Source organism: Rhizobium sp. Rhizsp82, from assembly GCF_047325115.1.
In the GTDB taxonomy this organism is placed as follows: domain Bacteria; phylum Pseudomonadota; class Alphaproteobacteria; order Rhizobiales; family Rhizobiaceae; genus Rhizobium.
Genome location: NZ_CP168570.1, coordinates 2,981,526 through 3,005,092, shown reverse-complemented (window position 1 = coordinate 3,005,092; position 23,567 = coordinate 2,981,526). Strand labels below are relative to the sequence as shown.

28 protein-coding genes are annotated in these 23,567 nt (G+C 62.5%); 18 read left to right on the top strand and 10 right to left on the bottom strand.

What is annotated here, in order from left to right:
- Nucleotides 1-71 precede the first annotated feature (71 nt).
- On the top strand, nt 72-527 hold the full coding sequence (locus ACEN84_RS19965; RefSeq protein ID WP_130278136.1) for a phage regulatory CII family protein: 456 nt from the start codon (nt 72-74) through the stop codon (nt 525-527).
- Here the strand turns inward: ACEN84_RS19965 and ACEN84_RS19960 are convergent, their stop codons facing one another.
- Nucleotides 528-755 (bottom strand): hypothetical protein, encoded by a 228-nt coding sequence (locus ACEN84_RS19960; RefSeq protein ID WP_413709662.1) that lies wholly within the window; start codon nt 753-755, stop codon nt 528-530. It lies immediately after the preceding gene.
- 190 nt (nt 756-945) lie between these two features.
- Here ACEN84_RS19960 and ACEN84_RS19955 point away from each other — a divergent pair, with 190 nt between their 5' ends.
- The 3 genes from ACEN84_RS19955 to ACEN84_RS19945 all read left to right on the top strand — a co-directional run bounded on the left by ACEN84_RS19955 (nt 946) and on the right by ACEN84_RS19945 (nt 3,947).
- Entirely contained in the window at nt 946-1,167 is a 222-nt protein-coding gene (locus tag ACEN84_RS19955; RefSeq protein WP_203428701.1) for a hypothetical protein, read from the top strand.
- A gap of 90 nt (nt 1,168-1,257) precedes the next feature.
- On the top strand, nt 1,258-2,763 hold the full coding sequence (locus ACEN84_RS19950) for a DUF1800 domain-containing protein (RefSeq protein ID WP_413709661.1): 1,506 nt from the start codon (nt 1,258-1,260) through the stop codon (nt 2,761-2,763).
- An 11-nt stretch (nt 2,764-2,774) separates the two neighbouring features.
- Nucleotides 2,775-3,947 (top strand): DUF1501 domain-containing protein, encoded by a 1,173-nt coding sequence (locus ACEN84_RS19945; RefSeq protein ID WP_199629478.1) that lies wholly within the window; start codon nt 2,775-2,777, stop codon nt 3,945-3,947.
- 15 nt (nt 3,948-3,962) lie between these two features.
- Here ACEN84_RS19945 and ACEN84_RS19940 read toward each other — a convergent pair whose 3' ends face one another.
- Nucleotides 3,963-4,349 (bottom strand): acyl-CoA thioesterase, encoded by a 387-nt coding sequence (locus tag ACEN84_RS19940; protein WP_413709660.1) that lies wholly within the window; start codon nt 4,347-4,349, stop codon nt 3,963-3,965.
- A gap of 578 nt (nt 4,350-4,927) precedes the next feature.
- Here ACEN84_RS19940 and ACEN84_RS19935 point away from each other — a divergent pair.
- From ACEN84_RS19935 to ACEN84_RS19910, 6 genes are all read left to right on the top strand, one after another.
- Nucleotides 4,928-6,754 (top strand): methyl-accepting chemotaxis protein, encoded by a 1,827-nt coding sequence (locus ACEN84_RS19935; protein WP_413709659.1) that lies wholly within the window; start codon nt 4,928-4,930, stop codon nt 6,752-6,754.
- Nucleotides 6,755-6,879: 125 nt separating this feature from the next.
- On the top strand, nt 6,880-8,163 hold the full coding sequence (locus tag ACEN84_RS19930; protein ID WP_413709658.1) for an extensin family protein: 1,284 nt from the start codon (nt 6,880-6,882) through the stop codon (nt 8,161-8,163).
- Between the two features lie 64 nt (nt 8,164-8,227).
- Nucleotides 8,228-8,476 (top strand): hypothetical protein, encoded by a 249-nt coding sequence (locus tag ACEN84_RS19925; RefSeq protein ID WP_413709657.1) that lies wholly within the window; start codon nt 8,228-8,230, stop codon nt 8,474-8,476.
- Between the two features lie 388 nt (nt 8,477-8,864).
- Entirely contained in the window at nt 8,865-9,791 is a 927-nt protein-coding gene (locus ACEN84_RS19920; RefSeq protein WP_413709656.1) for an ABC transporter ATP-binding protein, read from the top strand.
- Complete coding sequence (locus ACEN84_RS19915) at nt 9,788-10,549, top strand: ABC transporter permease (RefSeq protein WP_112716691.1); 762 nt, start codon at nt 9,788-9,790, stop codon at nt 10,547-10,549. The genes ACEN84_RS19920 and ACEN84_RS19915 overlap by 4 nt, the downstream gene beginning before the upstream one ends.
- A gap of 292 nt (nt 10,550-10,841) precedes the next feature.
- The gene (locus tag ACEN84_RS19910; protein WP_162708682.1) at nt 10,842-10,985 is read left to right on the top strand and encodes a hypothetical protein; all 144 of its coding nucleotides are present in this window, start codon (nt 10,842-10,844) and stop codon (nt 10,983-10,985) included.
- A gap of 211 nt (nt 10,986-11,196) precedes the next feature.
- Here ACEN84_RS19910 and ACEN84_RS19905 read toward each other — a convergent pair whose 3' ends face one another.
- The 5 genes from ACEN84_RS19905 to ACEN84_RS19885 form a co-directional block, all read right to left on the bottom strand.
- Nucleotides 11,197-11,646: a hypothetical protein gene (locus ACEN84_RS19905; RefSeq protein ID WP_199629481.1), complete on the bottom strand. Its 450-nt coding sequence runs from the start codon at nt 11,644-11,646 to the stop codon at nt 11,197-11,199.
- A 32-nt stretch (nt 11,647-11,678) separates the two neighbouring features.
- Nucleotides 11,679-11,888: a hypothetical protein gene (locus ACEN84_RS19900; protein ID WP_413709655.1), complete on the bottom strand. Its 210-nt coding sequence runs from the start codon at nt 11,886-11,888 to the stop codon at nt 11,679-11,681.
- 72 nt (nt 11,889-11,960) lie between these two features.
- On the bottom strand, nt 11,961-12,662 hold the full coding sequence (locus ACEN84_RS19895) for a TIGR02281 family clan AA aspartic protease (protein ID WP_112716685.1): 702 nt from the start codon (nt 12,660-12,662) through the stop codon (nt 11,961-11,963).
- Nucleotides 12,659-12,868, bottom strand: a complete 210-nt coding sequence (locus ACEN84_RS19890) for a DUF1289 domain-containing protein (protein WP_413709654.1) — start codon at nt 12,866-12,868, stop codon at nt 12,659-12,661. Before ACEN84_RS19890 ends, ACEN84_RS19895 begins: the two co-directional genes overlap by 4 nt.
- Nucleotides 12,869-12,886: 18 nt before the next feature.
- Nucleotides 12,887-13,669, bottom strand: coding sequence for an adenosylcobinamide-GDP ribazoletransferase (locus ACEN84_RS19885; RefSeq protein ID WP_413711330.1), 783 nt, complete (start codon nt 13,667-13,669; stop codon nt 12,887-12,889).
- Nucleotides 13,670-13,825: 156 nt separating this feature from the next.
- Here ACEN84_RS19885 and cobT point away from each other — a divergent pair, with 156 nt between their 5' ends.
- Both cobT and ACEN84_RS19875 read left to right on the top strand, forming a co-directional pair.
- Complete coding sequence (gene cobT / locus ACEN84_RS19880) at nt 13,826-14,842, top strand: nicotinate-nucleotide--dimethylbenzimidazole phosphoribosyltransferase (RefSeq protein ID WP_199629484.1); 1,017 nt, start codon at nt 13,826-13,828, stop codon at nt 14,840-14,842.
- Between the two features lie 131 nt (nt 14,843-14,973).
- Complete coding sequence (locus tag ACEN84_RS19875) at nt 14,974-15,366, top strand: diacylglycerol kinase (RefSeq protein WP_413709653.1); 393 nt, start codon at nt 14,974-14,976, stop codon at nt 15,364-15,366.
- A 2-nt stretch (nt 15,367-15,368) separates the two neighbouring features.
- Here ACEN84_RS19875 and ACEN84_RS19870 read toward each other — a convergent pair whose 3' ends face one another.
- Nucleotides 15,369-16,904, bottom strand: a complete 1,536-nt coding sequence (locus ACEN84_RS19870) for a sensor histidine kinase (protein WP_112716675.1) — start codon at nt 16,902-16,904, stop codon at nt 15,369-15,371.
- A 104-nt stretch (nt 16,905-17,008) separates the two neighbouring features.
- On the opposite strand from ACEN84_RS19870, the gene ACEN84_RS19865 reads away from it, so the two are divergent.
- The 3 genes from ACEN84_RS19865 (at nt 17,009) to ACEN84_RS19855 (ending at nt 18,727) form a co-directional block, all read left to right on the top strand.
- On the top strand, nt 17,009-17,557 hold the full coding sequence (locus ACEN84_RS19865) for a thermonuclease family protein (protein ID WP_413709652.1): 549 nt from the start codon (nt 17,009-17,011) through the stop codon (nt 17,555-17,557).
- Entirely contained in the window at nt 17,548-18,171 is a 624-nt protein-coding gene (locus ACEN84_RS19860) for a uracil-DNA glycosylase family protein (RefSeq protein ID WP_413709651.1), read from the top strand. The genes ACEN84_RS19865 and ACEN84_RS19860 overlap by 10 nt, the downstream gene beginning before the upstream one ends.
- A gap of 67 nt (nt 18,172-18,238) precedes the next feature.
- Nucleotides 18,239-18,727: an Lrp/AsnC family transcriptional regulator gene (locus ACEN84_RS19855; RefSeq protein ID WP_112387170.1), complete on the top strand. Its 489-nt coding sequence runs from the start codon at nt 18,239-18,241 to the stop codon at nt 18,725-18,727.
- A gap of 1 nt (nt 18,728) precedes the next feature.
- Here the strand turns inward: ACEN84_RS19855 and ACEN84_RS19850 are convergent, their stop codons facing one another.
- Nucleotides 18,729-19,412 carry a DNA alkylation repair protein gene (locus ACEN84_RS19850; protein WP_413709650.1) on the bottom strand — a complete coding sequence of 228 codons (684 nt, stop codon included), beginning with the start codon at nt 19,410-19,412 and terminating at the stop codon, nt 18,729-18,731.
- A complete protein-coding gene (locus tag ACEN84_RS19845) occupies nt 19,409-20,278 on the bottom strand; it encodes an NAD(P)-dependent oxidoreductase (RefSeq protein WP_413709649.1) in 870 nt (289 codons plus the stop codon). The genes ACEN84_RS19850 and ACEN84_RS19845 overlap by 4 nt, the downstream gene beginning before the upstream one ends.
- Before the next feature lie 260 nt (nt 20,279-20,538).
- On the opposite strand from ACEN84_RS19845, the gene ACEN84_RS19840 reads away from it, so the two are divergent.
- From ACEN84_RS19840 to ACEN84_RS19830, 3 genes are read left to right on the top strand one after another with little or no spacing between them, the layout of a single operon-like run.
- Nucleotides 20,539-21,507 (top strand): aliphatic sulfonate ABC transporter substrate-binding protein, encoded by a 969-nt coding sequence (locus tag ACEN84_RS19840; RefSeq protein WP_413709648.1) that lies wholly within the window; start codon nt 20,539-20,541, stop codon nt 21,505-21,507.
- Between the two features lie 26 nt (nt 21,508-21,533).
- The gene (ssuD, locus tag ACEN84_RS19835; RefSeq protein ID WP_413709647.1) at nt 21,534-22,703 is read left to right on the top strand and encodes an FMNH2-dependent alkanesulfonate monooxygenase; all 1,170 of its coding nucleotides are present in this window, start codon (nt 21,534-21,536) and stop codon (nt 22,701-22,703) included.
- Between the two features lie 23 nt (nt 22,704-22,726).
- Nucleotides 22,727-23,563: an ABC transporter permease subunit gene (locus tag ACEN84_RS19830; protein WP_413709646.1), complete on the top strand. Its 837-nt coding sequence runs from the start codon at nt 22,727-22,729 to the stop codon at nt 23,561-23,563.
- Nucleotides 23,564-23,567: the final 4 nt, after the last annotated feature.

Here is a 23,567-nt window from a genome sequence, read left to right as displayed (position 1 = left end):
TTTCAACGGTGCGTTGCCACTTGCCATTCTCCCTGCCTGCATGGAAACTGCACGGATAGGGGGAGTGGACCATGGCAGAGCGCGGCCGCGAGTTTGCAGATATCGCCTATACTGTCCTCGTCGTCGAAAAGAAGCCCGGGGTCGAGACCGTGGCGGCTACCCTCGGCATGACCTATGCGGTGCTGCACTCGCGGCTGATAAACCGCACCTGCTTTTCCGCCGACGAGATCAACGCCCTGGTGCGGGCGGTGCCGGATGTGCGGCTGGTCAACTACCTACTGAGGGAGACAAGTTTTATTGCCGCCGACCGGCCGTCGCCTGAGACGGCTGATATAGACGGCGCGCCTGTCGACCTGCAGCGCAGCGCGACGCGTGTGGTGGTCAACGCGACGGGCATATTGGAGGTCGTCGATGCGGTGCTTGCCGGTGGCGGGATCGACCACCGGCGCGAAGCGCTGGTGCACCGGGAGATCGACGCAACTGAACGGGCGCTCGCCACGTTGCGGCTCCGGCTCACCGGCGAGTGATCAGAGCGCCATACTGGCGCGGCGCAGCTTGCAGAGCCATCCGTCGCCTTCGGCCTTGAGCGCCTCCATCTCCGCAGCAATATCTTCATGGCGCTGCTCCAAGAGCTGCTTGCGCGCGGCGGTGCCGCCCTTGCGGAGCTTGGATTCGATGGCGAGCAGCTGGAGCTTGTAGAGATTGAGGGTGCGCACGATGCGCATATATTCGCGGAGCGGATCAGGATCAGGCATGGCAGGCTTTTGGGCACGTGGTTTCACATGCCAGCCCATATCGCGGCTCTGCCGCCCGCGACATCAAAACGGCCCCAGTTTTTCAACGGCTGATAGCATTGCTCTTAACGCTCGGTAACATGGAGTGACCGGCGAATGGGGAACGGGTGAGGACGGCGCGCGTTGGATTTCCATGAACTGGAGATCACAGATGCAGAAGAACAAGCCGCTCGTCGAAGTCGTCGTATCCACCAGCAAAGGCAAGGTGCCGCTCGGGATCATGAATACCGAACAGGCGCTGGCGCTGCCCGATGAGATCGAAGCCAAGGTTTCGCATCCGGATCACAAGCCGGGCGAGACCGATGTCTATATCCCGCTCGAGGAGCTGGAACGGCATCCGGTGGTGACCGCGACGGAGCGAAAATCCCAATAATTACAAATAGTCCATGTCCGTCCGCCGCCCGATTGCGGTCGCATTTGGCTGAGACCCTGTCACTATCCGGTGATGACGAGGTGATCGGTCATGAGCGTCTCCTTCCAGACAATGGCGGCAATCCGTTTCGGCTATGGCTTCAGGCCGGGCGAGGCGCAGCCCGAGGACAAGCAGGCCCTGTTGGCTCAACTCAAATTGGGGGTGGAGGCTACGCCTGCCTTTCCCGATGGTGGCGCCGAGGCCTGCCGCAAGCATATTGGCGACCTGCAGGATCAGCTGAAGGAAATCCGCCAGGAGGCCGGGGATGACGATGAGCAGCGGCGCAACCGGCGCCGTCAGCTACAGCGGCAGGTTCAGCGTGGATTTCAGCGCGATGCCAATCAGCGGCTGATGCAGGCAGTGCTGTCGCCCAACGGCTTTTACGAGCGCCTCGCGACCTTCTGGACCAACCATTTCTCGACCAGCGCCAACAAGAGCCTGCCGATGCGGCTGATCGTGCCGCTCTATGAGGCAGAGGCGATCCGCCCGAATATCGGCGGCCCGTTCCGCGATCTGCTTCGGGCGGCGACCGAGCATCCGGCAATGCTGATCTATCTCGACCAGGCGCAGTCGCAAGGGCCGGATTCGCCGGGCGGCATGCGCCAGAAGAAGGGGCTGAACGAGAATCTGGGCCGCGAGCTGCTGGAGCTGCACACCCTCGGCGCCGGCAGCGGTTATACGCAGGCCGATGTCCGCTCGGCGGCCATGGTTCTCACCGGGCTGACGATCGATCGCGACGATATGGATGTGGCGTTCCGTCCGCGAATTTCCGAGCCCGGCCAGCATACCGTCCTCGGTGTCAGCTATGGCGGCGACCGGCGCACGCGCAAGGACTATCTCGCGATGCTCGACGATCTCGCCGCGCATCCGAAGACGGCCGAGCATATCTGCCGCAAGCTCTGTATTCATTTCATCGCCGACCAGCCGGCGCCCGAGATGATCTCCGCGATGACCGATGTCTGGAAACGGACGGATGGGGATCTGACTGCCGTCTATGGCGCCATGCTCGATCATCCCGCCGCCTGGCGCGACGAGGGTGCCAAGGCGCGGCAGCCCTTCGATTTCGTGGTGGCGGGGCTGAGGGCGCTGAATGCCGGAAGCTTCATGGAGGCCAATCAGGACAACGACGATGATGCCGATGCGATGATGGCGGCACCCGCCAAAGATGCGGACAGCGGCAACGGCATGAATGCCATGGCGCCGCCCGGCTCTGCCGATGAGGACAAGTTCAAGCGGCGCAAGGCGTTTCAGACGGCGCGGGCGCTCGGGCAGGGCGCCTTGCGGCGCATGGGCCAGCCAATCTGGCTGCCGCCGAGCCCGGCCGGTTTCGAGGAGACATTCGACGCCTGGATCACCGCCAGCCAGCTCGCCGAGCGGCTTGCCTGGGCGCGCCGTGCCTCGGCGCAGTTCGGCAAGGATCAGGATCCGCGCGAGTTTCTGAAGGCCACGCTGGCGGATGCTGCCCGCGACGAGACGATCCGTGTCGTGTCGCAGGCGCCGAACAAGATCAGCGGCCTGACGCTGGTGCTCGCATCCCCCGAATTCAACCGCCGATAAGGAGCCTCGCGATGACAGAGATTGTGCTTTCGCGCCGCGGTTTTCTTGCTTCCGCCTGCTGCCTTGCCGCAGCACCTGTTTTCACGCCGGTGACCTTTGCGGCCATGCCGGGGGATAACAGGTTCGTCACCATCGTGCTGCGCGGCGCCATGGACGGGCTCGATCTGGTGCAGCCCTATGGTGACGCGGGTTTCGCGGGTTTGCGGCCGACACTGGCGCTGACGCCCGATAAGGGGCTTATCGATCTCGACGGTCATTTCGGCCTCAATCCGGCCGGCGCCGATCTGCTGCCGCTGTGGAAGTCGAAGGAGCTGGCCTTCGTTCATGCGGTGTCGACGCCCTACCGCGATCAGCGTAGCCATTTCGATGGGCAGGACATGCTGGAATCCGGCGGCGAGCATGTGGCCGAAGAAAAGACCGGCTGGCTCAACCGGGCGCTCGCCGTCATCCCGCGCTCGGATGCGCGCAAGGCGATCGACGTCAATACGTCCACGGAGCTCATCCTCTCCGGCCCGAACAATGTCGATGTCTGGGCATCCGATTCCAATCTCGGCACGGCGAAGGACGAGATGCAGTTCCTGATGCGGCTCTATGCCGGCGATCCGGCTTTCGCCAAGGCCATGGAGGAGGCGACGCGGGCCAATGGCGCGGCGATGATTGCCGAACCCGATGGCAAGCGGGGCGAGAAGATCGCCGATGTCGCGGCGCTCGCCGGCAATATGCTGAAGGGTGATTATCGCATCGCCAGCTTCTCGATCACCGGCTGGGATACGCATGTCGGGCAGGCCGCCCAGTTCAAGCGGCCGGTTCAGGACCTGGCACAGGCGATCACGACGCTGAAGACGGCGCTTGGCCCGGATATCTGGTCGAAGACGGTCGTGCTCGCCATGACTGAGTTCGGCCGCACCGTCCGCCAGAATGGCTCCGGGGGAACGGATCACGGCACGGGTGGCTGCGCGCTGCTTGCAGGCGGGGCGATCAATGGCGGGCGCATCCTCGGCAAATGGCCAGGCATCGGCGATGCCCAGCTGCTGGAGGACCGCGACCTGATGCCGACAGCCGATGTCCGCGAGATCGCCGCTGCGATGCTTTACCGGCAATTCGACGTCAGCCCTGACGACCTGACCGCGAAGATTTTCCCGGGGCTGAGCTTCGACAAGTCATCGCAATTCTTGCGCGCTTGACTTCGATCCCGGATGTCACTCTGCGGGGACAGGCTTCGGCGCGCCGTCCTCGTCGAGCGCCACCATGATGAAGGTGCCGGCGGTGACTTTTTCCATCTTGTTGTAGCGGGAGCGGTGGGCCCAGGCCTCGACGATCAGGGTGATCGAGGTGCGGCCGACGCGGTCGATATCGGTATAAACCGAGAGCGTGTCGCCGATCTTGACCGGCAGTTCGAAGGCCATTTCCTTGACGGCGGCGGTGACGACGCGGCCGCGGGCGCGTTCGGCGGCGCGGATGCCGCTTGCCAAGTCCATCTGCGCCATGACCCAGCCGCCGAAAATATCCCCCGCCGGATTGGCGTCGCCGGGCATGGCGAGCGTGCGGAGGGTCAGTTCACCTTTCGGCTTCGGGCTGTCGTTCATCGTCAAGTCCTTGTCATTTCACGAAGCGTGAAGATGGCAGGCTTGACGGCTGGATGGCAAGGGCAATGACCCGGTTATGCAGGGATGGCCGTCGGCGATCTCTCAGAGACGGCCGAGCGTGAAGAACAGAGCTGCCCAGAAGAGAGCCGACAACTCGGCTGCCACCAGAAAACCGATCGCGCGTTCCGTCATGGAGCTTCTCCTCGTGGGTTAAAAAGGGGGCTCGCGACCCCAGACGCGAGCCCCAATCCTTTCGTGTCCGCCAAGACGCGTTAGGATGGCGAGCGAAATACTCAAAATGGGGGAGGCGCGGTATCATAAGATCTTGGGATAGGGATGCTGGAGCAGGGCTCGACGTGCCTCTCGTGCCCGGTCACAGATTATTATGCTTACCAGACCGCAAAAAAATCGCTGAGCTTAAATATAATAGAATTCATATGCTTGGCCAATGGGATGCCGTTGCAAGAGGTTCCTTTCGTTACGTTATGTGATGCCGAACTAATAATGCTTCACCGGCCAGTAAGACATGCGCTGCAGAATTTGCGCCGATCATGACTGCGTGAATGCGAGGGGACTTCGTGCGCAATACAAAGATTTCGACCCGTCTCTACGGGCTTGTCGGGCTGACGCTGGCGATTTTCGTCGGCGTGATGGCTTTCTTCCTGAACTATTCCTACTCGGAGCTTGAGGCGGAGCGGAAAGCCGGGCTGGCGCAGATGGATGCGACGGCCATCAACATCATGAAGAAATACTACAAGATGGAGCAGGACGGCACGCTGACGCGCGAACAGGCGCAGACGGCGGTCAAGGACGTCATCGCCTCCATGCGCTACGGCGACAGCGGCTATTTCTGGATCAACGACATGCATCCCAACATGGTGATGCACCCGATCAAGCCGGAGCTCAACGGTACCGACCTCACACAGAACAAGGATCCGAACGGCAAGTTCCTGTTCGTCGAGTTCGTCAATACCGTCAAGGCGCATGGCCAGGGCTTCGTCGATTACTACTGGCCGAAGCCGGGTGCCGAGCAGCCGGTTCTGAAATACTCGCATGTTGCCGGCTTCGAGCCCTGGGGCTGGGTTGTCGGTACCGGCGTCTATGGTGACGACCTTGCCGCACTTTACCGGCAGAACGCGCTGTGGGCGGCGCTGCTCTGCGGCCTGGGCGCGATCATCACCCTGCTCATCGCCTATGCGATCGTCCGCAGCGTCACCGGTCCGGTGGCGCGGATCGGTGCTGCCATGCATGCGATTGCCACCGACGACTCCGCTGCCGCCGTGGTCGACAGCGAGCGCCGCGACGAAATCGGTCACATGGCGAAGGCTCTGCTTGTCCTGCGTGACTCGATGGTCGAACGCAGCGAGATGCGTTCGCGCGAAGATTCCCGCCAGCGCGAGCTGGATGGCGAGCGCCGCAGCAGCGAGCAGCGGATGCGCAGCTCTGCCGAACGCCAGAACCACGCGATGATGACGCTCGGCCAGGGGCTGGAACGGCTTGCCGCCGGTGATCTCACCGTCACGGTCGGCGATCTCGGCGAGGAATATTCCAAGCTGCGCTCCGACTTCAACGCTGCTGCAGGTGCGCTTGCCAGCGTTATCCAGGCGATCTCGGAATCGAGCCATGTCGTCAATGACAGCGCCTCCGATATCAGCGAAGCGACCAGCAACCTGTCGAAGCGGACGGAGCAGCAGGCTGCGGCTCTGGAAGAGACGGCGGCGGCTCTCGATGAGATCACCGCAACCGTTCGCACCGCCTCCGAGCGGGCAACGGAAGCGCGTGAGATGGTGTCAGAGACGAAAACCAGTGCCGGCAAGTCCGGCGAAATCGTCCGCAACGCTGTGGCGGCAATGAGCCGGATCGAGGATTCCTCGAGCCGGATCGGTCAGATCATCGGCGTCATCGACGAAATCGCCTTCCAGACCAATCTTCTGGCGCTGAACGCCGGTGTCGAAGCGGCGCGTGCGGGTGAGGCGGGACGTGGTTTCGCCGTCGTTGCGCAGGAGGTGCGCGAGCTGGCGCAGCGTTCGGCGAATGCCGCGAAGGAAATCAAGACGCTGATCAGCAATTCGGCGGCCGAAGTCGAAACCGGCGTGTCGCTGGTTCGCTCGACCGGCGATGCGCTGGTCGAGATCGAGGCTCTGGTCAACAAGGTCAACGACCACGTGAATTCCATCGCGACGGCTGCCCGCGAACAGGCGACCGGACTGCAGGAGATCAATACCTCGGTCAATCACATGGACCAGATGACGCAGCAGAACGCGGCGATGGTGGAAGAGACGACGGCCGCCAGCCAGACGCTCGCCACCGAGAGCAACCAACTGCGCACGCTGCTTTCCAACTTCCGCCTCGGCCAGGGCCAGGCCCAGGCGACGGCTCAGCGCTCCTATAACCGGGCGGCTTGAGAATATCAGGAGAGGGCGGGAAACCGCCTTCTCCGTCACGGGTAAGCTTTCCTTCACCAGTTTTATTTAAATTTGAGTGGAATTCTTCAGGTTGCAAGCAGGGCTGCGGGGCGATGGAGGGTATTGTGTCTGTCTCTCTTTTGCGGCGTATCGTGCTGACCACGCTGGTTTCCACGGCGCTCACGACCTGTTCCGTCAGTGACGGCCTCGTGCCGCCTGCAAGTGTCGATACCGGCACGAAAGTCAGCTCCATTTCTCCGCCAAGACAGTCGGCCATGCGCATGGCGCCGATGGAAACGGCGCAGTCCTATCCTGCATCCGCGCCCGTCTCTCGCGCCGGCGGGTCGGTCGATTATCTCGATACGCCGAACCTTGCAGGCGAGGGCCATGCTGCAGGCGATGCCGCTCCGGCGTCCGGCCGCAGGCTGCCGATGATCGATAGTGACGAGGCGCTCGCCCAGCAGCAGGTGCCGCGCTCACAGAACGCAGCCGGCAACTGGGGCGGAACACAGCAGCTTTCGGTGCCCGACGGCGGCGTCAACATGGATTCCGAGCTCGGCGCCGAACCGGTGGTCGGGCTGGCGCAGGAGCAGCAACAGCAGATCGCCGAGGGCGAGACCGCCGAGCCCGTCGTCGATGGCATCGGCACCGATGCGCCGACGCAACGCAACGCCATACCGCGACCCGCCGCACAGGCGCAGATGAGCCAGGCCCGCGTCTGGAACGATGGCAGCGCCGTTGTCGCGCCGCAGCGCGTTCCCGAAGAGGACGAGAGCCAGGAAGTGGCGATGCTGCGGCCCTCGAACCCGATGATGAGCACACCGGCAATGCCCGCCGATCCCGGCATGATGCCAGCCTCCGAGCGCGCCTGCCGCCAGGAGCTGAAGCGTCTCGGCGTGATCTATTCCGACAAGCCGGCGATCTCCAACGGTCCGGCCTGCCAGGTGCCGTATCCGATCTCGCTGCAGGGCCTTTCCGGCAATATCGGCGTGAAGCCGGCGGTGACGCTGAACTGCCAGGTGACGCTTGCCTTTGCCAAGTGGGTGAAGAACGAGCTCGCGCCCTCGGCGCGCTTCCGCTACTGGTCGGGCATTCAGACCATCGAGCCACTCGGTGGCTATTCCTGCCGGCGCATGAACAACAGCCGCCAGAAATACAATCCGATGTCCGAGCATGCACATGGCAACGCGATCGATGTCGGCAAGTTCGTGCTGAAGAACGGCCACGAGATCGATATCCGCAAGAAGGGTCTTTTCTCCTTCCGGGAGGGGCGCCTGCTGAAGGCGGTGCGCAGCGATAGCTGCCGCTATTTCAATACCGTGCTTGGCCCGGGCAGCAATCCGGAGCACTGGAATCATTTCCATTTCGATCTCAGAGAGCGCAAGAGCGGTCGGGTCTATTGCAGCTAGGCTGATGGCTTGGCCTCGACAGGGGAATCTGATCTGACGGGCTCTTCCTGAGAGGAGAGCCCGGATGGCCGAACGCAAGCGCCCGAATTTCATCATTCTCATTCTTGTCGTTGTCATTGCTGCCGCCGCCGTGTTCGGCGGGCGTTGGTATGCCTATGTCGCCTATGCGAGCGACCCGTTCGATGAGGTCGGCATCAGCCTCAACACGATGATGCCGGCGCCGATCCGCGACATCGGCTGCGGCATGCTGAAGAGCCGTTTCGAGGGCAAGACGCTGCCGCCCTTCGGCTGCGGCGTGAACGGACAGTGGTGAGCGGACAAAAAGAAAGCCGGCGAAACGCCGGCTCAGACTGACCGGCCTTCAGGGGAGATCGACCGGATATTCAAAGTGTTCGTGCTTACAGCGGCATTTCGATACAAATAGAGACAGCGGAAATAAGGGGCGTAACGAGCGCCCGATGACGGTTCCGCAAAGGGATGGGCGGCGGCGCGGGAACCGTTGCTTGCCTCTGTGGCGGTTATCCCCCGCAAAGATCACCGGTTGATGACAAAGGCGGTGGAAAGACGATTTTCGATGAGCCGCTTTGCTTGGCGCCACTATGGGCAGCCCTCTGAATAGTGTGTTCACGGGCTGCGGGATGTCAAAGTGTCATAAAGGGACTATATAGCGGCACAATAAGAGGAAACGTCCAAAAAATCGCATGGCTCCCATCATTTCTATCCGCAATCTCACCAAGCACTACGCCAACGGCTTCGAGGCCCTGAAGGGCATCGATCTCGATGTGGAGAAGGGCGAGATCCTGGCACTGCTCGGCCCGAACGGCGCCGGCAAGACGACGATGATCTCGATCGTCTGTGGCATCGTCAATCCGAGCGGCGGCGAAGTGCTCGTCGGCGGTCATGACGTCGTGAAGGATTTCCGTGCGACCCGCACGATGATCGGCCTTGTGCCGCAGGAGCTGACGACGGACCAGTTCGAGACGGTCTGGAACACCGTCAGCTTCTCGCGCGGGCTGCACGGCAAGAAGCCGAACCCGGCGCATATCGAGAAAGTGCTGCGCGAGCTCTCCCTCTGGGACAAGAAGGATAATACGCTGCGCCAGCTTTCGGGCGGCATGAAGCGGCGCGTGCTGATCGCCAAGGCGCTGAGCCACGAGCCGGAAATCCTGTTCCTCGACGAGCCGACCGCCGGTGTCGACGTGACGTTGCGCAAGGATATGTGGCGCGTCGTCGAGCAGCTGCGCGAATCCGGCGTGACGATCATCCTGACGACGCATTACATCGAAGAGGCCGAGGAGATCGCCGATCGCGTCGGCGTCATCAATGGCGGCAAGCTGCTGCTCGTCGAAGAGAAGGCGGCGCTGATGGCCAAGCTCGGCCGCAAGCAGCTGATCCTCGAACTCGCCGAGCCGCTCGACAAACTGCCGGAGCATTTTGCCGGAAACGGCCTGTCGCTGGAGCAGGGCGGTGCGCGGCTGGTCTATAACTTCGACGCGCATAACGAACAGGAAAGCATCGCGGCACTCCTGACCCGGCTTTCGGCCGACAACATCCATTTCAAGGATCTCTCGACGCGGCAGAGCTCGCTCGAGGATATCTTCGTGGCACTCGTGGGAGGCGCCAAGTGAACATCGAAGCCATCAAGTCCATCTATTTCTTCGAGATGGCCCGTACGCGCCGCACGCTGCTGCAGAGCGTCGTCTCGCCCGTCATCTCCACTTCGCTCTATTTCATCGTCTTCGGCGCAGCCGTCGGCTCGCGGATCCAGACGGTGGAGGGCGTCTCCTACGGCGCTTTCATCACGCCCGGCCTGATCATGCTGACGCTGCTCGGCCAGTGCATCAGCAACGGCTCCTTCGGCATCTACTTTCCGAAATTCACCGGGACGATCTACGAAGTGCTGTCGGCGCCCGTGGCGATGACCGAGATCCTGCTCGGCTATGTAGGGGCTGCTGCGACCAAGGGATTGCTGATCGGGCTGATCATTCTGCTGACGGCTAATGCCTTCGTGGAGGTGCGCATCGAGCATCCCTTCATGATGATCCTGTTCTTCCTGCTCACCGCCATCACCTTCAGCCTGTTCGGCTTCATGATCGGCATCTGGGCCGGTAATTTCGAACAGCTGAACCTGATCCCGATGCTGGTCGTGCCGCCGCTGACCTTCCTCGGCGGCAGCTTCTACTCGATCAACATGCTGCCGCCCTTCTGGCAGGCGGTCAGCCATTTCAATCCGGTGCTCTATCTCGTCAGCGGCTTTCGCTGGAGTTTCTACGGGATCGCCGACGTCAATCCGCTGATCAGCCTGTCGATGATCACGCTGTTCCTGGCGATCTGCTTGGGCACGCTTGGGTGGATGTTCAAGACCGGTTATCGGCTTCGCAACTGAGGTGCAATTGCACGCAGGTGTTGAATTCGTACATCGACACGTATCGCCGTGATGCAAATGTGCAATGCATGGCTGTGCAATAGCTGAAATCTCAAGGAAGATTTTACCTATGGTGGCGTGATTTCGCGTTTACGTGTGGAAATCTTGCCTTGTCACGCTTCCGTCACGCGACAACCTTATCGTTAGTGTGCTTAATTAGCTTTGCGAAGCGAGGGGATCGCTAGCGTCTCCTTCACTTCTGTCTTCGGACGGCGGTGAAGATTCTACCGCCACTAGAATACGGACGCCGAGAATGATCAGACTGCAAATTTTGTTCGCTGTCGCGTTCATGGTCGCGATGTGCTCGCTGGCCTTTGCTGTCAGCTACAACCATTCGAAGGTGAGCGACAGCCACACGGGAAGCACCGGCTTCCTCTGGCTCTCGGCCTCAAGCTGATGCCTGCCGCCTTTTAACGTGCATATCTCTCAAGGATCGCGCCACCGAAGGCCGGCAGCAATCCGAAGATCAGAAGCTGCAGTGTGCCTTCGATACGACAAGCCAGTTCAGCAGGAAAGCCGCCGCAAGACCCGCAGCGCAGCCGATGATGAAACTGCCGTATCCCCGCATGTCGCTGTCCTCACCGGCTGCCTGATATAGCCAACAAAACTCAGTTCTGCGTCGGGCGGATATTGCCGACGCCGATTTCGCCTTCGAGCACGCCACGCTGCAGATCGCTGCGGCCATGCTCGATCTCGATGACGCTGTAGAGCTTGTCGTTGCGGAAGGCGCTGGCATTGATCGTCGTGACATCCTCGGCGGGCGCGGAATCGATCTCCATGAAATCGAGCTCCCGGCTTGCCGCCACGATCCGCGCATCGCCTGCCGTGCGGGCCGCGACGATCACTTCGCCTTGTGACGGCGCGTTCTGCCAGTTGGTGTCGGTGGCGGCTGCGATCGGCACCAGCCGATAGACGTTCAGCTCCTCGTCGCCTGTTGCATGCCCGTGCTCTCGGGCGGCATCTTCCATCTGCGCCTGGCTTTCGACGGATTGTCCGAAATGGGTGCGGCTGACGCCATTGAAGGCATCCTTGCCGCCGGTTCTGACGGTATTCGACATGGTGATCTCCTATTCTTCGCGCTGGCAGCCGCTCACTTGGCGTTGATGGTCGGCAGAAAGAGTTCGACCTGCCTGCGGCTATCCGTGTCGAGCGTTTCGACGCGCGCCTTCCAGAAAGCAGCCGCCTCGGGGGTGTCGGCTTCCCAGCTGCGGGTGGACACGATGTTATCGTCCACCACCGCCCGGCGATGCCCACCGAGACGCATATATTCGTCGGCAATGTCCTTGGTCTGGTTGTCCATGACGGCCTCCTTTCAAGGTTTGAACCCTGTTGGAGCGTGCAAGTTCCATGGATATGCCGATAAAGGCGGGGCTCAATCCCGCAGGCGCAGTTCGTCGGTCTGCATCTGCATCGAGCCCAGCGTCTCCAGGAAGCTCATGCCGAGGAGGCTCTGGTCGAGCTTGCCGTCTTCGGCGACGCTGGCGGCGACGCCGGTGCGGGTGATCGGGCCGATGGAGACGCGGTCTAGGGTGACGGGGGCGGCGCGGGTGCGGCCGTTGGCGGTCATAACGGTCATCGAGTATTCGAGATTCTCGGGGATGATGCCGATGCGTTCGGCGTCGGCATGTGAGAGCGCCACCATGCTGGCGCCGGTATCGACCAGCATCTGGATCGTCTGGCCGTTGACGGCGACGTCGGCTTCGAAATGGCCGTTCAGCAGCTTGTGGAGGATGACCTCGCTGCCGCCCTCGCTGGTGGTGACGACGACGGCGCGGCCGGGCACGAGGCCGGCGAGCAACCGGTTGCCGACGCCCTGCAGATCCTGCCGGTAGAGATAGACGGTGGCGAGCGCCAGGATGATGACCAGCCAGATCATCAGGTTGCGCATCGTTTCGCCGATATTGCGCCGGCTTGCCCAGACGCCGGCGGAGAGCATGAGCGCGATCGGCAGCAGATAGATCATGCGGCCGAAATCATCGGCTTCCATGCCCATGATCCGGTCATTGCCGTTGTTGAAGAGAAGGATTGCAAGACCGATGCCGATGATCAGCAGGAAGACCGTCAGCCGGGTCATGCAGAGTGCCTCGTGCTGGTATTTTGCCGGCTATCATTCTGCGCAACGCCCTCGAAGAGGCGAGCGGGGAGGATTGCCATGAGCCGCGCGCGCTCCGCATCGGAATAGCTCATCCAACCGCCGATTTCCTGAATCGTGCGGCCGCAGCCCATGCAAAAGCCGGTTGCGGGGTCCATCGAGCATACGTTGATGCAGGGTGTTTGCATGAGCGATATATCGTTGTTTCACAAGGCCATGGCAAGGGCGCAGAAGGCGGCGATCTCGGAAATCTGTTCGGCGGCGCCGAGCGTATCGCCGGTGTGGCCGTTCAGTTTGCGGCGGATGTAGAGGGTGAAGACGAGAACCGAAATGCCGGCCGCCAGCAGGCTGCAGACGAGCGGCAGCAGGCCCATGACCGGCCAGACGATCAGCGCTGCGAACAGGCAGCCGGAGACGACGGCGATATGCATGGCGCTTTCGCCGGGTTTGCCTGAAGATGCGGCGAGCCCGTCCGCCTTCGCCGGGGGCAGGCGGTGCCAATGCCAGACGAGGGCGGATCGCCCAAGGCAGGCGGCGACCGGGATCGCGAGTGCGGCTTCCATAGACGGGACTTCGCGGGCGATGGCGGCAAGTGCGGCGGCGCGGATTGCTACGGAGAGGATCAGGGCGAGGGCACCGTAGCTGCCGATCCGGCTGTCCTTCATGATCAGAAGGGCATGATCCCGGTCGCGCCCGCCACCAACACCATCGGCGGTGTCCGCCAGTCCATCCTCGTGGAGCGCGCCGCTGATGATAGCGAGCACGGCGATTGCCACGAGCGCTGCCATCAGGCGGTCGGCGCGCAGGCCGAGCAGCAGCAGAAAGATTGCGGCGGGGACGATGCCGATCAGCAGGCCGGCCAGCGGGAAGGCGCGCGCCGTACGGCTGAGCTTGCCGTCATCGCCTGCGAAGACGAAAGAGGGCATGGGGATGCGGCTCAGGAACGCGACGGCGCGGGCGGTGTCGAGCGCATAGGCCTTGATGATCATGTCCCCCACTTCATGCATGGAAGCTGCGGCGCTTTTGGAGTTGTTCGCCTCTGCCGCTGGCTTTAAGAGAGTCGCGACGAAAGAAGCCGATTTGCTGCGAAAAGACAAGTTGGCCCCGGCAAGCCGGGAGAAAACAGAATACAAGGAAGTCCCTTCATGAGCGTTTCAGGTCTGCCGTTCGACGATTTCCGCGCGCTGCTGCGCGAGCTGCCGGGTCCGGATGCCCGGGCGCTGGTTGCGGCGCGCGAGCGCGACGCGCAGCTGACCAAGCCGCCGGGCGCGCTTGGCCGCCTCGAGGAAATCGCCTTCTGGCTGGCGGCATGGACGGGGAGGGCGCCCGCCGTCAACCGGCCGCTGGTGGCGATCTTTGCCGGTAATCACGGCGTTGCGCGCCAGGGCATCACGCCCTTCCCGCCGTCCGTGACGCAGCAGATGGTCGAGAATTTCGCGGCCGGTGGTGCGGCGATCAACCAGATCTGCGTCGCCTACGATCTCGGCCTCAAGGTCTTCGATCTGGCGCTCGATTACCCGACCGGTGACATCACCCAGGAAGCGGCGCTTTCCGAGCGTGACTGCGCCGCCACCATGGCCTTCGGCATGGAAGCGATTGCCGGTGGTACGGACCTGCTCTGCATCGGCGAGATGGGCATCGGCAACACGACGATTGCGGCGGCGATCAACTACGCGCTTTACGGCGGTTCGGCACGCGACTGGGTCGGCCCCGGCACGGGCTCGGAAGGCGAGATGCTGGAGCGCAAGGTGGCCGCCGTCGAGCGCGCCGTCGAGCTGCATCGCGATCACCTCAACGATCCGCTGGAAATCATGCGCCGTCTTGGCGGACGTGAGATTGCGGCGATGGCGGGAGCGATCCTTGCAGCCCGCGTCGAGAAGATTCCCGTTCTGATCGATGGCTATGTGGCGACCGCCGCGGGTGCTATCCTGCAGGCTGCCAATCCGTCGGCGCTCGATCACTGCCTGATCGGTCACGTCTCCGGCGAGCCCGGCCATCTGCGCGCCATCGAGATGCTCGGCAAGACGCCGCTTCTGGCGCTTGGCATGCGTCTCGGCGAGGGTACGGGTGCCGCACTCGCCGCCGGTATCGTCAAGGCCGCGGCCGCCTGCCATTCGGGCATGGCGACCTTCGCGCAGGCCGGCGTCACCAACAAGCATTGAGCGCACGCGTCGCGTTCAGCTTTGTGACAGGTTGATGACAGACGCTTGCGGCGCGGACCGGGAAACGGTATTCGCATTTTCACTGATGGACGGCGGCAAGACGCCGTCCGCGACCGCAAGACGAGGACGCCTTGGAGAAACCTGCCGTTCGTAAGCTGACAGGCGTCAGCCATTTCTTCGCCGCTGCGAGCTATTCCTGGGCGGGATTCCAGCGCCTGATCAAGGAATCCGCCTTCCGGCAGGAGTTGCTGTTTGCCGCCGTGTCGCTGATCCTGCTGATCGCGGTCGGCGCGACGCTTGCCGAATTGGTGATCGCCGTCATCCTGTTCCTGGCGCTGTTTGCCGTCGAGGCACTGAACACGGCGATCGAGGAAGTCATCGACCGCATCTCACCGGAGATCTCGATGGTCGGCAAGCACGCCAAGGATCTCGGCTCCTTTGCAGTGCTCTGCATGCTCGGCGCCTGCGGGCTTTTCCTGCTGTTCACGATCGGCAAGCATCTGATCGCGATTGTATCCGCCTGACCTTAGGCGAAGCTCTTCCGCTTGCGTGAGACTGCATGCGCTTCCTCGACTGCGGGGAGGCTTTGGAGCACGCGCTTGCCCGGCAGGATGGCGATGACTTCGGTGCCTTCGCGCAGCTTGGATTTCAGTACGAACTGGCCGTCATGCTTGGCAAGGATCGCCTGGACGATCGGCAGGCCGAGGCCGGTACCCTGTTCGGCGCTCTTGATGGCGATGGAGCCCTGGCCGAAGGCCGAGAGCACGATCGGGATTTCCTCTTCGGGAATGCCGGGGCCGTTGTCCTTGATCGAGATGTATTGGCCGCCGCCCGCCGTCCAGCCGACCTTGACGTGGATTTCGCCGCCCTGGGGCGTGAATTTAACGGCGTTGGAGAGCAGGTTCAGGACGACCTGGCGCATCGACTTCTCGTCTGCCCAGACCGAGGGAAGCTCAGGCTCGAACTGCTGGCTGATGGTGATGTTCTTGCCGCTGGCGCGCAGCTGCACCATGCCGATGCAATCCTCGGAAATATCGAGCAGCGAAATCGCCTCTTCAGCGAGCTCATACTTGCCGGCCTCGATGCGGGAGAGGTCGAGGATCTCGTTGATTAGGTTGAGGAGGTGCTGGCCGGAGCGATGGATATCGCCGGTATATTCCTTGTAGGTCGGGTTGTTCAGCGGCCCCATGACCTCGGCCGACATCACTTCGGAGAAGCCGAGGATGGCATTCAGCGGCGTGCGCAACTCATGCGACATGGAGGCGAGGAAACGCGACTTGGCAAGGTTTGCCTCCTCGGCGCGGCGCCGCGCCTCGTCGGACATAGATTTTGCGACTTCGAGCTCGGCGATCAGGTCGTCCTTTTCCGACTGGAAGGACAGGATGCGCAGGTTCTGGCGGAACAGGCGGTCGCTGATATAGCCGAAGAAGATGACGGTCGTGGTGAAGAGCGCCGTGAGGCTGACTTCGAGCACGTCGCGGGAAATGCCGGCCTTGACGGCCAGCGCCAGCACGGCGGGGCTGAAGGTGATGAGCACCGACGGCGTCAGCATGAAATTCGACATTGCCGTGACCGACAGGGCAATGAGCAGCGTCGCACCCTTATAGAGGATGAAGCGGGAGGGCTCGCAGGTGGCGCAGCCCTGAAGCGCGAAGAAGGCCCAGCTGAGGCCGATCAGCAGTTGGCCGATCAACAGGGCGCGGCGCCACTTGCGGGCGGATTCCGCCGTCATTTCTTGCTTGCGGGCGCGGCGGACAAGATAGACGTTGGCGGCATAGGCAACCAGCGTCGCGACCGCCCAGAAGAAAATCTCGGTGTCGCCGGTGAAATAGATGCCGAGGGCGGAAATGATGATGACGAAAAGCGGCATCAGGGCTGCGCCCTGCGTGAATGCCGTCATATACATGCGAAGGACGTCGCGATCGAAAGCGGCCGTCGAGGAATGGCCCGACTGCAAGCGCTCGCGTGTCTGCCGAACAGCCTTGGAGACAGGCTTGTTGCGGTGACTGCGGGACTTGTCGACGATAATCTTATCTGTCGATGTGCTTACGCCGTTACTCATCTGCACTTGATACTTGATCCGCGGATGGTTTCACCCTAACCGGCAAATCTTAAGAAGGTGTTTGCCATTTCTCTCAACGGTTTGTTTTTGAAGGAGGCGGAAGCGTGACGCGCGGTTTCAGGACGATTCGCGACGGCGTGACCGCCTTTGCGATGCTGGCGCTGATCTGGCTGATCGCGGTAAAGCTCAACAGCGATGCGGAGACCGTGCATAGCGGCGCCTTCCATGCTGCTGACGGCGACAGCCTGGCGATCGGCGGCGAGCGGATGCGGCTGAAGGGCATCGACGCGCCGGAGCTGGTGCAGAGCTGTCAGCGAGGCGGCAAGCCATGGGCCTGTGGGCGAGAGGCGCGGGATGCGCTGCAGCGGCTGGTCTCAAATGCTGGAACTCAATGCAGCGGTACGGAGCGCGATCAATATCAGCGGCTGCTGGTGACCTGCCGCAGTGGCACGCTCGATATTAATGGCGAGATGGTGAGAACGGGTTATGCCCTGTCTTATGGCAACTACCGCAGCGAGGAGGACGAGGCGAGAGGTGCGCGCTCGGGTCTGTGGGCTGGAACGTTCGAGCGGCCGCGGGATTTTCGCGATGACGAGCGGCTGCATTCCGGTGGCGTGATGCGGCTGATCGGGCAGGCGGTCGGATGGAACTGACGCTCGAAACCTTGCAGGAAGAGATTGCCGCCTGCCGCATCTGCCGGGATGCGCCGCTTGATCCGGCAAAGCCTTTGCCACACGAGCCGCGTCCGGTGGTTGTCCTGTCGCGCACGGCGCGGGTGCTGATTGCCGGGCAGGCGCCGGGGCTGAGGGTGCATGAGAGCGGCATTCCGTTCAACGACGCTTCGGGAGACCGACTGCGCGACTGGCTGCAGGTCGATCGCGAGACCTTCTACGATGCAAGCCGTCTGGCGATCGTGCCGATGGGCTTCTGTTTTCCGGGATATGACGAGAAGGGCAGCGATCTGCCGCCGCGCCGGGAATGCGCGCCGATCTGGCGGGAGAGGGCCGTGGCGGTGATGCCGCAGATCGAACTGATCCTGACCGTCGGCCAATATGCGCAGAGCTGGCATATGGGGGCGGCGGCGAAGGGCAATATGACCGACACGGTCAAGGCATGGCGCGAGACGCTGTTTGCAAACCGCTCGCCCGCCGTCCTGCCACTGCCGCATCCGAGCTGGCGCAACAGCGGCTGGCTGAAACGCAATCCATGGTTCGAGGAAGAGCTGCTGCCGGTGCTTAGAAGCAGAATAAAACTGCTTATAAACTGAAACAAAATTCTTTTCGCGCGCCGGAATCGCGGTATACAGAGAATATAATTCGAAAGGGCTTTCGCATATGGACCGTCTCGACCGTAAGATACTGCGCCTGCTTCAAGAAGATTCGACCCTTGCGGTCGCCGATCTCGCCAAGAAGGTCGGCCTTTCGACAACTCCTTGCTGGCGCCGTATCCAGAAGATGGAAGAAGACGGTGTCATCAAGCGCCGCGTTGCCATCCTTGACCCCGAGAAGGTCAATACCAAGGTCACGGTTTTCGTCTCGATCCGCACGGCGACACATTCGATCGAGTGGCTGAAGCGCTTCTCGGAAGTGGTCGTCGAATTCCCCGAAGTGGTCGAGTTCTACCGCATGAGTGGCGATGTCGATTACTTGCTTCGCGTCGTCGTGCCCGATATCGCGGCCTATGACGCCTTCTACAAGCGGATGATCGCGAAGATCGAAATCCGCGACGTCTCCTCGGCCTTCGCTATGGAGCAGATCAAGTATTCGACGCAGTTGCCGCTCGACTACATGCTGCTCGATAGCGCGAAGTCCAACGAGGACTGAGCTATTTCAGCCGGGCGATGATGGCATCGCCGGTCAGCTCGCGCACCGCATCCTTGCCGATCCATCTTGCCGTCTTGCCGGAACTCTCCGCAAGGCGGCGAGCGAGTTTCAGGGCAGGCGCATGGCACGCCTTGTTGTGCTTGCCGATATTGTGCAGCGCCCAGTTGACGGCCTTGCGGACGAAGTTTCGTTCATCCTCTGAATAGGCTTCGATCAGCGGCAGCCAAACGAGAATTGTCTCGTCGGGATCCTTCTTGCGATGCACAGCCATAGCGGCGATCATTGCGAAGGCCGTGCGCCGCACGAATTCCCGCTCATCGGCAGCAAAGTCTTCAATGAGAGCGTCCAGCCGTGCCTCGACGAAGAGGTCGGCGGCGGTATCGACGATTTCCCAGGAATTGAAGTCTTCAGCGAAGGCCTTGGCTTCATCCGCAGTCAGCCGCTTCGGTTCTGCGGTCATAAGGGCGAGCAGTCGTGCTTCCCTGATGCCGCTTTGCCAGAGCGCCAGGGCGCGCGGATGATCCTTCCTGGCGAGCCGGGCGACGCTCCGCAGTTGCGGGTTGGAAATGCCAAGCGCGCTGCCGGTGACGATCCCGAAGCGGGCCATGCCGGCAATGCCGTCTTCGGAGCGCAGCGTCTGCAGATGCGCGATCAGGTCTGCTGCGCTCGAGGACGGGCCGATCATTTTTCCAGGCGGGCGAGGAGCGAGGACGTATCCCAGCGATTGCCGCCCATGGCCTGGACGTCGCCATAGAACTGGTCAACGAGGGCGGTGACGGGGAGCTTGGCGCCGTTGCGGCGGGCTTCGGTCAGGACGATGTCGAGGTCCTTGCGCATCCAGTCGATGGCGAAGCCGAAATCGTACTTGCCCTGGTTCATCGTCTTGTGGCGGTTTTCCATCTGCCAGGAGCCCGCGGCGCCCTTGGATATGACGTCGACGACCTTCTCTATATCCAGACCGGCGCGCTTGCCGAAATGGATGCCTTCGGCGAGGCCCTGGACAAGACCGGCGATGCAGATCTGGTTGATCATCTTGGTGAGCTGGCCGGCACCGGCCGCTCCCATCAGGCCGACCATGCGTGCATAGGCGTCGATCACGGGCTTTGCCTTTTCGAACACGGCTTCATCGCCGCCGCACATGACGGTCAGTACGCCGTTCTCGGCGCCCGCCTGGCCGCCGGACACCGGCGCGTCGATGAAGTCGCAGCCCTTGGCCTTGGCGGCTTCATAGAGCTCGCGGGCGACTTCGGCGCTGGCCGTGGTGTTGTCGATCAGGACGGCACCCTTCTTCATGCCTTCGAAAACGCCGCCTTTGCCCGTTGTCACCGAGCGGAGATCGTCGTCATTGCCGACGCAGGTGAAGACGAAATCGGCGTCTGCGGCAGCTTCTGCCGGGGTCGGGGCGGATTTGCCGCCGAACTTTGCCGCCCAGTCGGCGGCCTTGGCGGTGGTGCGGTTATAGACCGTGACGTCATGGCCGCCCTTCGTCTTCAAGTGACCCGCCATCGGGAAACCCATGACGCCGAGACCGATAAAAGCGACTTTTGCCATATGCCAGATCCTTCTCCTGATGCTGCGGCATGATTAGCGGAAAGTGCCAAGGCTGGAAAGGCACCGCCGGCTGGCGGCGGTACGCCAATGCGGGAGCCGGAGAATAAAATTCTGCGGGAGCCCGGCAATCCGGTCAGGAAAATTTCCGCCGCGCCAAAACTCACAGATATAATTGTCGATCTAATTTATAGAGTTTCTCATTATCAGGTCATCGCAACGCAGCGGTGATGCGCTTCGTATCGCCGATAAAGGGGAAAGCCATGATCTCACGCCGTCAGACCCTTGGTCTCTTCGGGGCCGCAGCAGCTGCCGCCGTCCTGCCGTCCATCAAGCCGGCGCGGGCGGCTTCGGCCACCGAGTTCCGCATCGGCTGGCAGAAGAACGGCGTGCTGGCGCTTGCCAAGCGGCGCGGCGCTCTTGAAGCGCGGCTTGCCGACAAGGGCATTTCCGTCAGCTGGTCGGAATTCACCTCCGGGCCGCCGCTGCTCGAAGCGCTCGGCGCCGGCGCGCTCGATTTCGGCGCGACAGGCGACGTGCCGCCACTCTTCGCGCAGGCTGCAGGCGGCCACCTCTATTATGTCGGGACATACCGCGGCAGCCCGGCGGCGTCGGCGATCCTGGTGCACAAGGATTCGCCGATCCAGAAGCTTGAGGATCTGAAGGGCGCCAAGCTAGCCTTCAAGCGCGGCTCCAGTGCCCATAACGTCGCCGTCAAGGCGCTGCGCAAGGGTGGGTTGACTATCGACGATGTGCAGGCGCTCGATCTGGCGCCGCCGGATGCCGCTGCCGCCTTCAAGACCGGCAGCATCGATGCCTGGTCGATCTGGGATCCCTACCTCGCCATCGCCCAAGCCGATCCAGATACCCGGGTGCTGACGACCGCCGAAGGGCTCGTCGATTCCTACAGCTTCTTCCTCGCCAATCAGGACTTCACCGACAACAACGGCCAAGTGATCGTCGATGTGATCGACGAGCTCGCCAAAGTGGGCAAGTCGGCGCAGGGGAAGCTCGACGAGACGGTCAAGGAGCTTTCCGAGATCACCGGTGTTCCCGCCGATGTGACGCGCATCACCCTCAGCCGCCCGGGCGCCGATCTCGGTGCGGTGACGACGATCACCGATGACGCAGCCGCCTACCAGCAGGCCTTGGCCGACGAGTTCTACGCGCTTGGTATCGTGCCGAAGAAATTGACGACCGGCGATATCGTCTGGCGCCCGAAGGCCAGCTGAGCCGTATTTCACGAAAGGACAATTTGATGAGTTCCAAACCAATCGATTTTCTCTGGTTCATCCCGACCTCCGGCGACGGCGCCTATCTCGGTTCGTCCGACCAGACGCGCGCTCCTGAGATCGGCTACATGACGCAGATCGCCCAGGCAGCCGATCGCCTCGGCTTTTCCGGCGTGCTGTTGCCGACGGGTGTTGCCTGCGAGGAATCCTTCGTCACGGCGGCCGCACTTTCGCAACATACGGAGAAGCTCAAGTTCCTGGTGGCGATCCGTCCCGGCACGGCGTCTCCCGCCTATTACGCGCGTCTGGCGACGACCCTCGACCGGGTCTCGAACGGCCGCGTTCTCCTGAATATCGTCGTTGGCGGCAGCCCGGCCGAACTTGCCGGCGACGGCATCTTCCTGCCGCATGACGAGCGCTACGACCATGCCAACGAGTTCTTCGATGTCTGGGAAGAGCTGCTGGAAAAGGGCGTCGCCAGCATCGACGGCAAGCATGTCAAGGCGACCAATGCACGCCTCGGCTTCCCGTCCTACCAGAACCCGCGCCCGCCGCTCTATTTCGGCGGCTCCTCCGATGCCGGCATCGACTTCGCCGTCGGCCGCGTCGACAAGTATTTGACCTGGGGCGAGCCTCCGGCGCAGGTCGGCGAAAAGATCGAGCGCGTACGCGCCGCGGCCGCCAAGAAGGGCCGCGAAGTCAGCTTCGGCATCCGCCTGCATTTCATCGTCCGCGAGACGGACGAAGAGGCATGGGCGGCCGCCGACCGGCTGATCTCGAAGCTCGACGATGCGACGATCGAGGAAGCGCAGCTTCGCTTTGCCAAGGAATCCGACTCCGTCGGTCAGGCGCGCATGGCCGCGCTTCATGGCGGCCGCCGCGACAAGCTCGAGGTTTCTCCGAACCTCTGGGCCGGTGTCGGCCTGGTGCGCGCCGGCGCCGGCACGGCTCTCGTGGGTTCACCCAAGACGGTCGCGGCGCGGCTGCGCGAATATCAGGAGCTCGGCATCGAGACGGTGATCGGCTCCGGCTACCCGCATCTGGAAGAGGCCTATCGCGTTGCCGAACTGCTGTTCCCCGAGCTCGGGCTCGGCCAGCCGGAGCAGCGCCATGGTCTGCGCAACGATTTCGGTTCGAAGCAGGTATTCGCCGGCGGCAGCCATGGCGGTAACCTGAAGGTCGTGTCGGGCTCCTGACCAAACCAAGCGAGGAGAAGAGCATGTCGGTATTCGAAACGCCGTTTTCGCGGGTTGCGGCAGGGGCGGGGCGCCGGAAGGGCCGGGCGCTGCCCGCCTTCCCCAGTGGTGCGGCGCTGCTGCCCTATCTCCTGCCGGTGACGATCGTCATCTGCTGGCAGATCGCCTCGTCGGCCGGGTTCATCTCCTCGCGCATCATGCCGTCTCCAGCCGATGTCGCCGTCGCCTTCTGGTCGACGACGATTTCCGGCCAGCTGCCGCATGACGTCTTGGTCAGTGCCGGGCGCGCCTTTGCGGGCCTGCTGGTCGGCGGCGCAATCGGCTTCCTGCTCGGCATCGCCAACGGCGTTTCGAAGGTCTCGGAGCAGCTGACGGATACGACGCTGCAGATGCTGCGCACCATTCCGCATCTGGCGATGATCCCGCTGGTCATCCTGTGGTTCGGGATCGGCGAGGAATCGAAACTGTTTCTGACCTCGCTCGGCGTGCTCTTCCCCGTCTATCTCAACACCTATCACGGCGTGCGCAATGTCGATCGCGACCTTATCGAGATGGGCCGCGTCTATGGCATGGGCAGCTGGACGTTGTTCCGGAAGGTGATCTTTCCAGGCGCGCTGCCGTCGATCTTCGTCGGGCTGCGCTATGCGCTGGGGATCATGTGGCTGACGCTGATCGTCTCCGAGTCGATTGCCGCCTCCTCCGGCATCGGCCACATGGCCAACAATGCGCGTGAATTCATGATGACCGATGTCGTGGTGCTCGCGCTGGTGATCTATGCGGTGCTCGGCAAGCTCGCCGATGTCGTTGCCCGGGCGCTGGAGCGGCGGGCGCTCACCTGGAACCCGATCTATCAGAAGTAGGAGC

What these genes read in the sequence shown, in the direction of transcription:
- ACEN84_RS19905 (WP_199629481.1), bottom strand. Translation starts at nt 11,646, where the DNA reads ATGTCGAATACCGTCAGAACCGGCGGCAAGGATGCCTTCAATGGCGTC.
- ACEN84_RS19890 (WP_413709654.1), bottom strand. Translation starts at nt 12,868, where the DNA reads ATGCAAACACCCTGCATCAACGTATGCTCGATGGACCCCGCAACCGGC.
- ACEN84_RS19910 (WP_162708682.1), top strand. Translation starts at nt 10,842, where the DNA reads ATGATCAGACTGCAAATTTTGTTCGCTGTCGCGTTCATGGTCGCGATG.
- ACEN84_RS19885 (WP_413711330.1), bottom strand. Translation starts at nt 13,669, where the DNA reads ATGATCATCAAGGCCTATGCGCTCGACACCGCCCGCGCCGTCGCGTTC.
- ACEN84_RS19940 (WP_413709660.1), bottom strand. Translation starts at nt 4,349, where the DNA reads ATGAACGACAGCCCGAAGCCGAAAGGTGAACTGACCCTCCGCACGCTC.
- ssuD (WP_413709647.1), top strand. Translation starts at nt 21,534, where the DNA reads ATGAGTTCCAAACCAATCGATTTTCTCTGGTTCATCCCGACCTCCGGC.
- ACEN84_RS19920 (WP_413709656.1), top strand. Translation starts at nt 8,865, where the DNA reads ATGGCTCCCATCATTTCTATCCGCAATCTCACCAAGCACTACGCCAAC.
- ACEN84_RS19965 (WP_130278136.1), top strand. Translation starts at nt 72, where the DNA reads ATGGCAGAGCGCGGCCGCGAGTTTGCAGATATCGCCTATACTGTCCTC.
- ACEN84_RS19860 (WP_413709651.1), top strand. Translation starts at nt 17,548, where the DNA reads ATGGAACTGACGCTCGAAACCTTGCAGGAAGAGATTGCCGCCTGCCGC.
- ACEN84_RS19855 (WP_112387170.1), top strand. Translation starts at nt 18,239, where the DNA reads ATGGACCGTCTCGACCGTAAGATACTGCGCCTGCTTCAAGAAGATTCG.
- ACEN84_RS19950 (WP_413709661.1), top strand. Translation starts at nt 1,258, where the DNA reads ATGAGCGTCTCCTTCCAGACAATGGCGGCAATCCGTTTCGGCTATGGC.
- ACEN84_RS19830 (WP_413709646.1), top strand. Translation starts at nt 22,727, where the DNA reads ATGTCGGTATTCGAAACGCCGTTTTCGCGGGTTGCGGCAGGGGCGGGG.
- ACEN84_RS19850 (WP_413709650.1), bottom strand. Translation starts at nt 19,412, where the DNA reads ATGATCGGCCCGTCCTCGAGCGCAGCAGACCTGATCGCGCATCTGCAG.
- ACEN84_RS19955 (WP_203428701.1), top strand. Translation starts at nt 946, where the DNA reads ATGCAGAAGAACAAGCCGCTCGTCGAAGTCGTCGTATCCACCAGCAAA.
- ACEN84_RS19945 (WP_199629478.1), top strand. Translation starts at nt 2,775, where the DNA reads ATGACAGAGATTGTGCTTTCGCGCCGCGGTTTTCTTGCTTCCGCCTGC.
- ACEN84_RS19925 (WP_413709657.1), top strand. Translation starts at nt 8,228, where the DNA reads ATGGCCGAACGCAAGCGCCCGAATTTCATCATTCTCATTCTTGTCGTT.
- ACEN84_RS19895 (WP_112716685.1), bottom strand. Translation starts at nt 12,662, where the DNA reads ATGACCCGGCTGACGGTCTTCCTGCTGATCATCGGCATCGGTCTTGCA.
- ACEN84_RS19840 (WP_413709648.1), top strand. Translation starts at nt 20,539, where the DNA reads ATGATCTCACGCCGTCAGACCCTTGGTCTCTTCGGGGCCGCAGCAGCT.
- cobT (WP_199629484.1), top strand. Translation starts at nt 13,826, where the DNA reads ATGAGCGTTTCAGGTCTGCCGTTCGACGATTTCCGCGCGCTGCTGCGC.
- ACEN84_RS19845 (WP_413709649.1), bottom strand. Translation starts at nt 20,278, where the DNA reads ATGGCAAAAGTCGCTTTTATCGGTCTCGGCGTCATGGGTTTCCCGATG.
- ACEN84_RS19900 (WP_413709655.1), bottom strand. Translation starts at nt 11,888, where the DNA reads ATGGACAACCAGACCAAGGACATTGCCGACGAATATATGCGTCTCGGT.
- ACEN84_RS19960 (WP_413709662.1), bottom strand. Translation starts at nt 755, where the DNA reads ATGCCTGATCCTGATCCGCTCCGCGAATATATGCGCATCGTGCGCACC.
- ACEN84_RS19870 (WP_112716675.1), bottom strand. Translation starts at nt 16,904, where the DNA reads ATGAGTAACGGCGTAAGCACATCGACAGATAAGATTATCGTCGACAAG.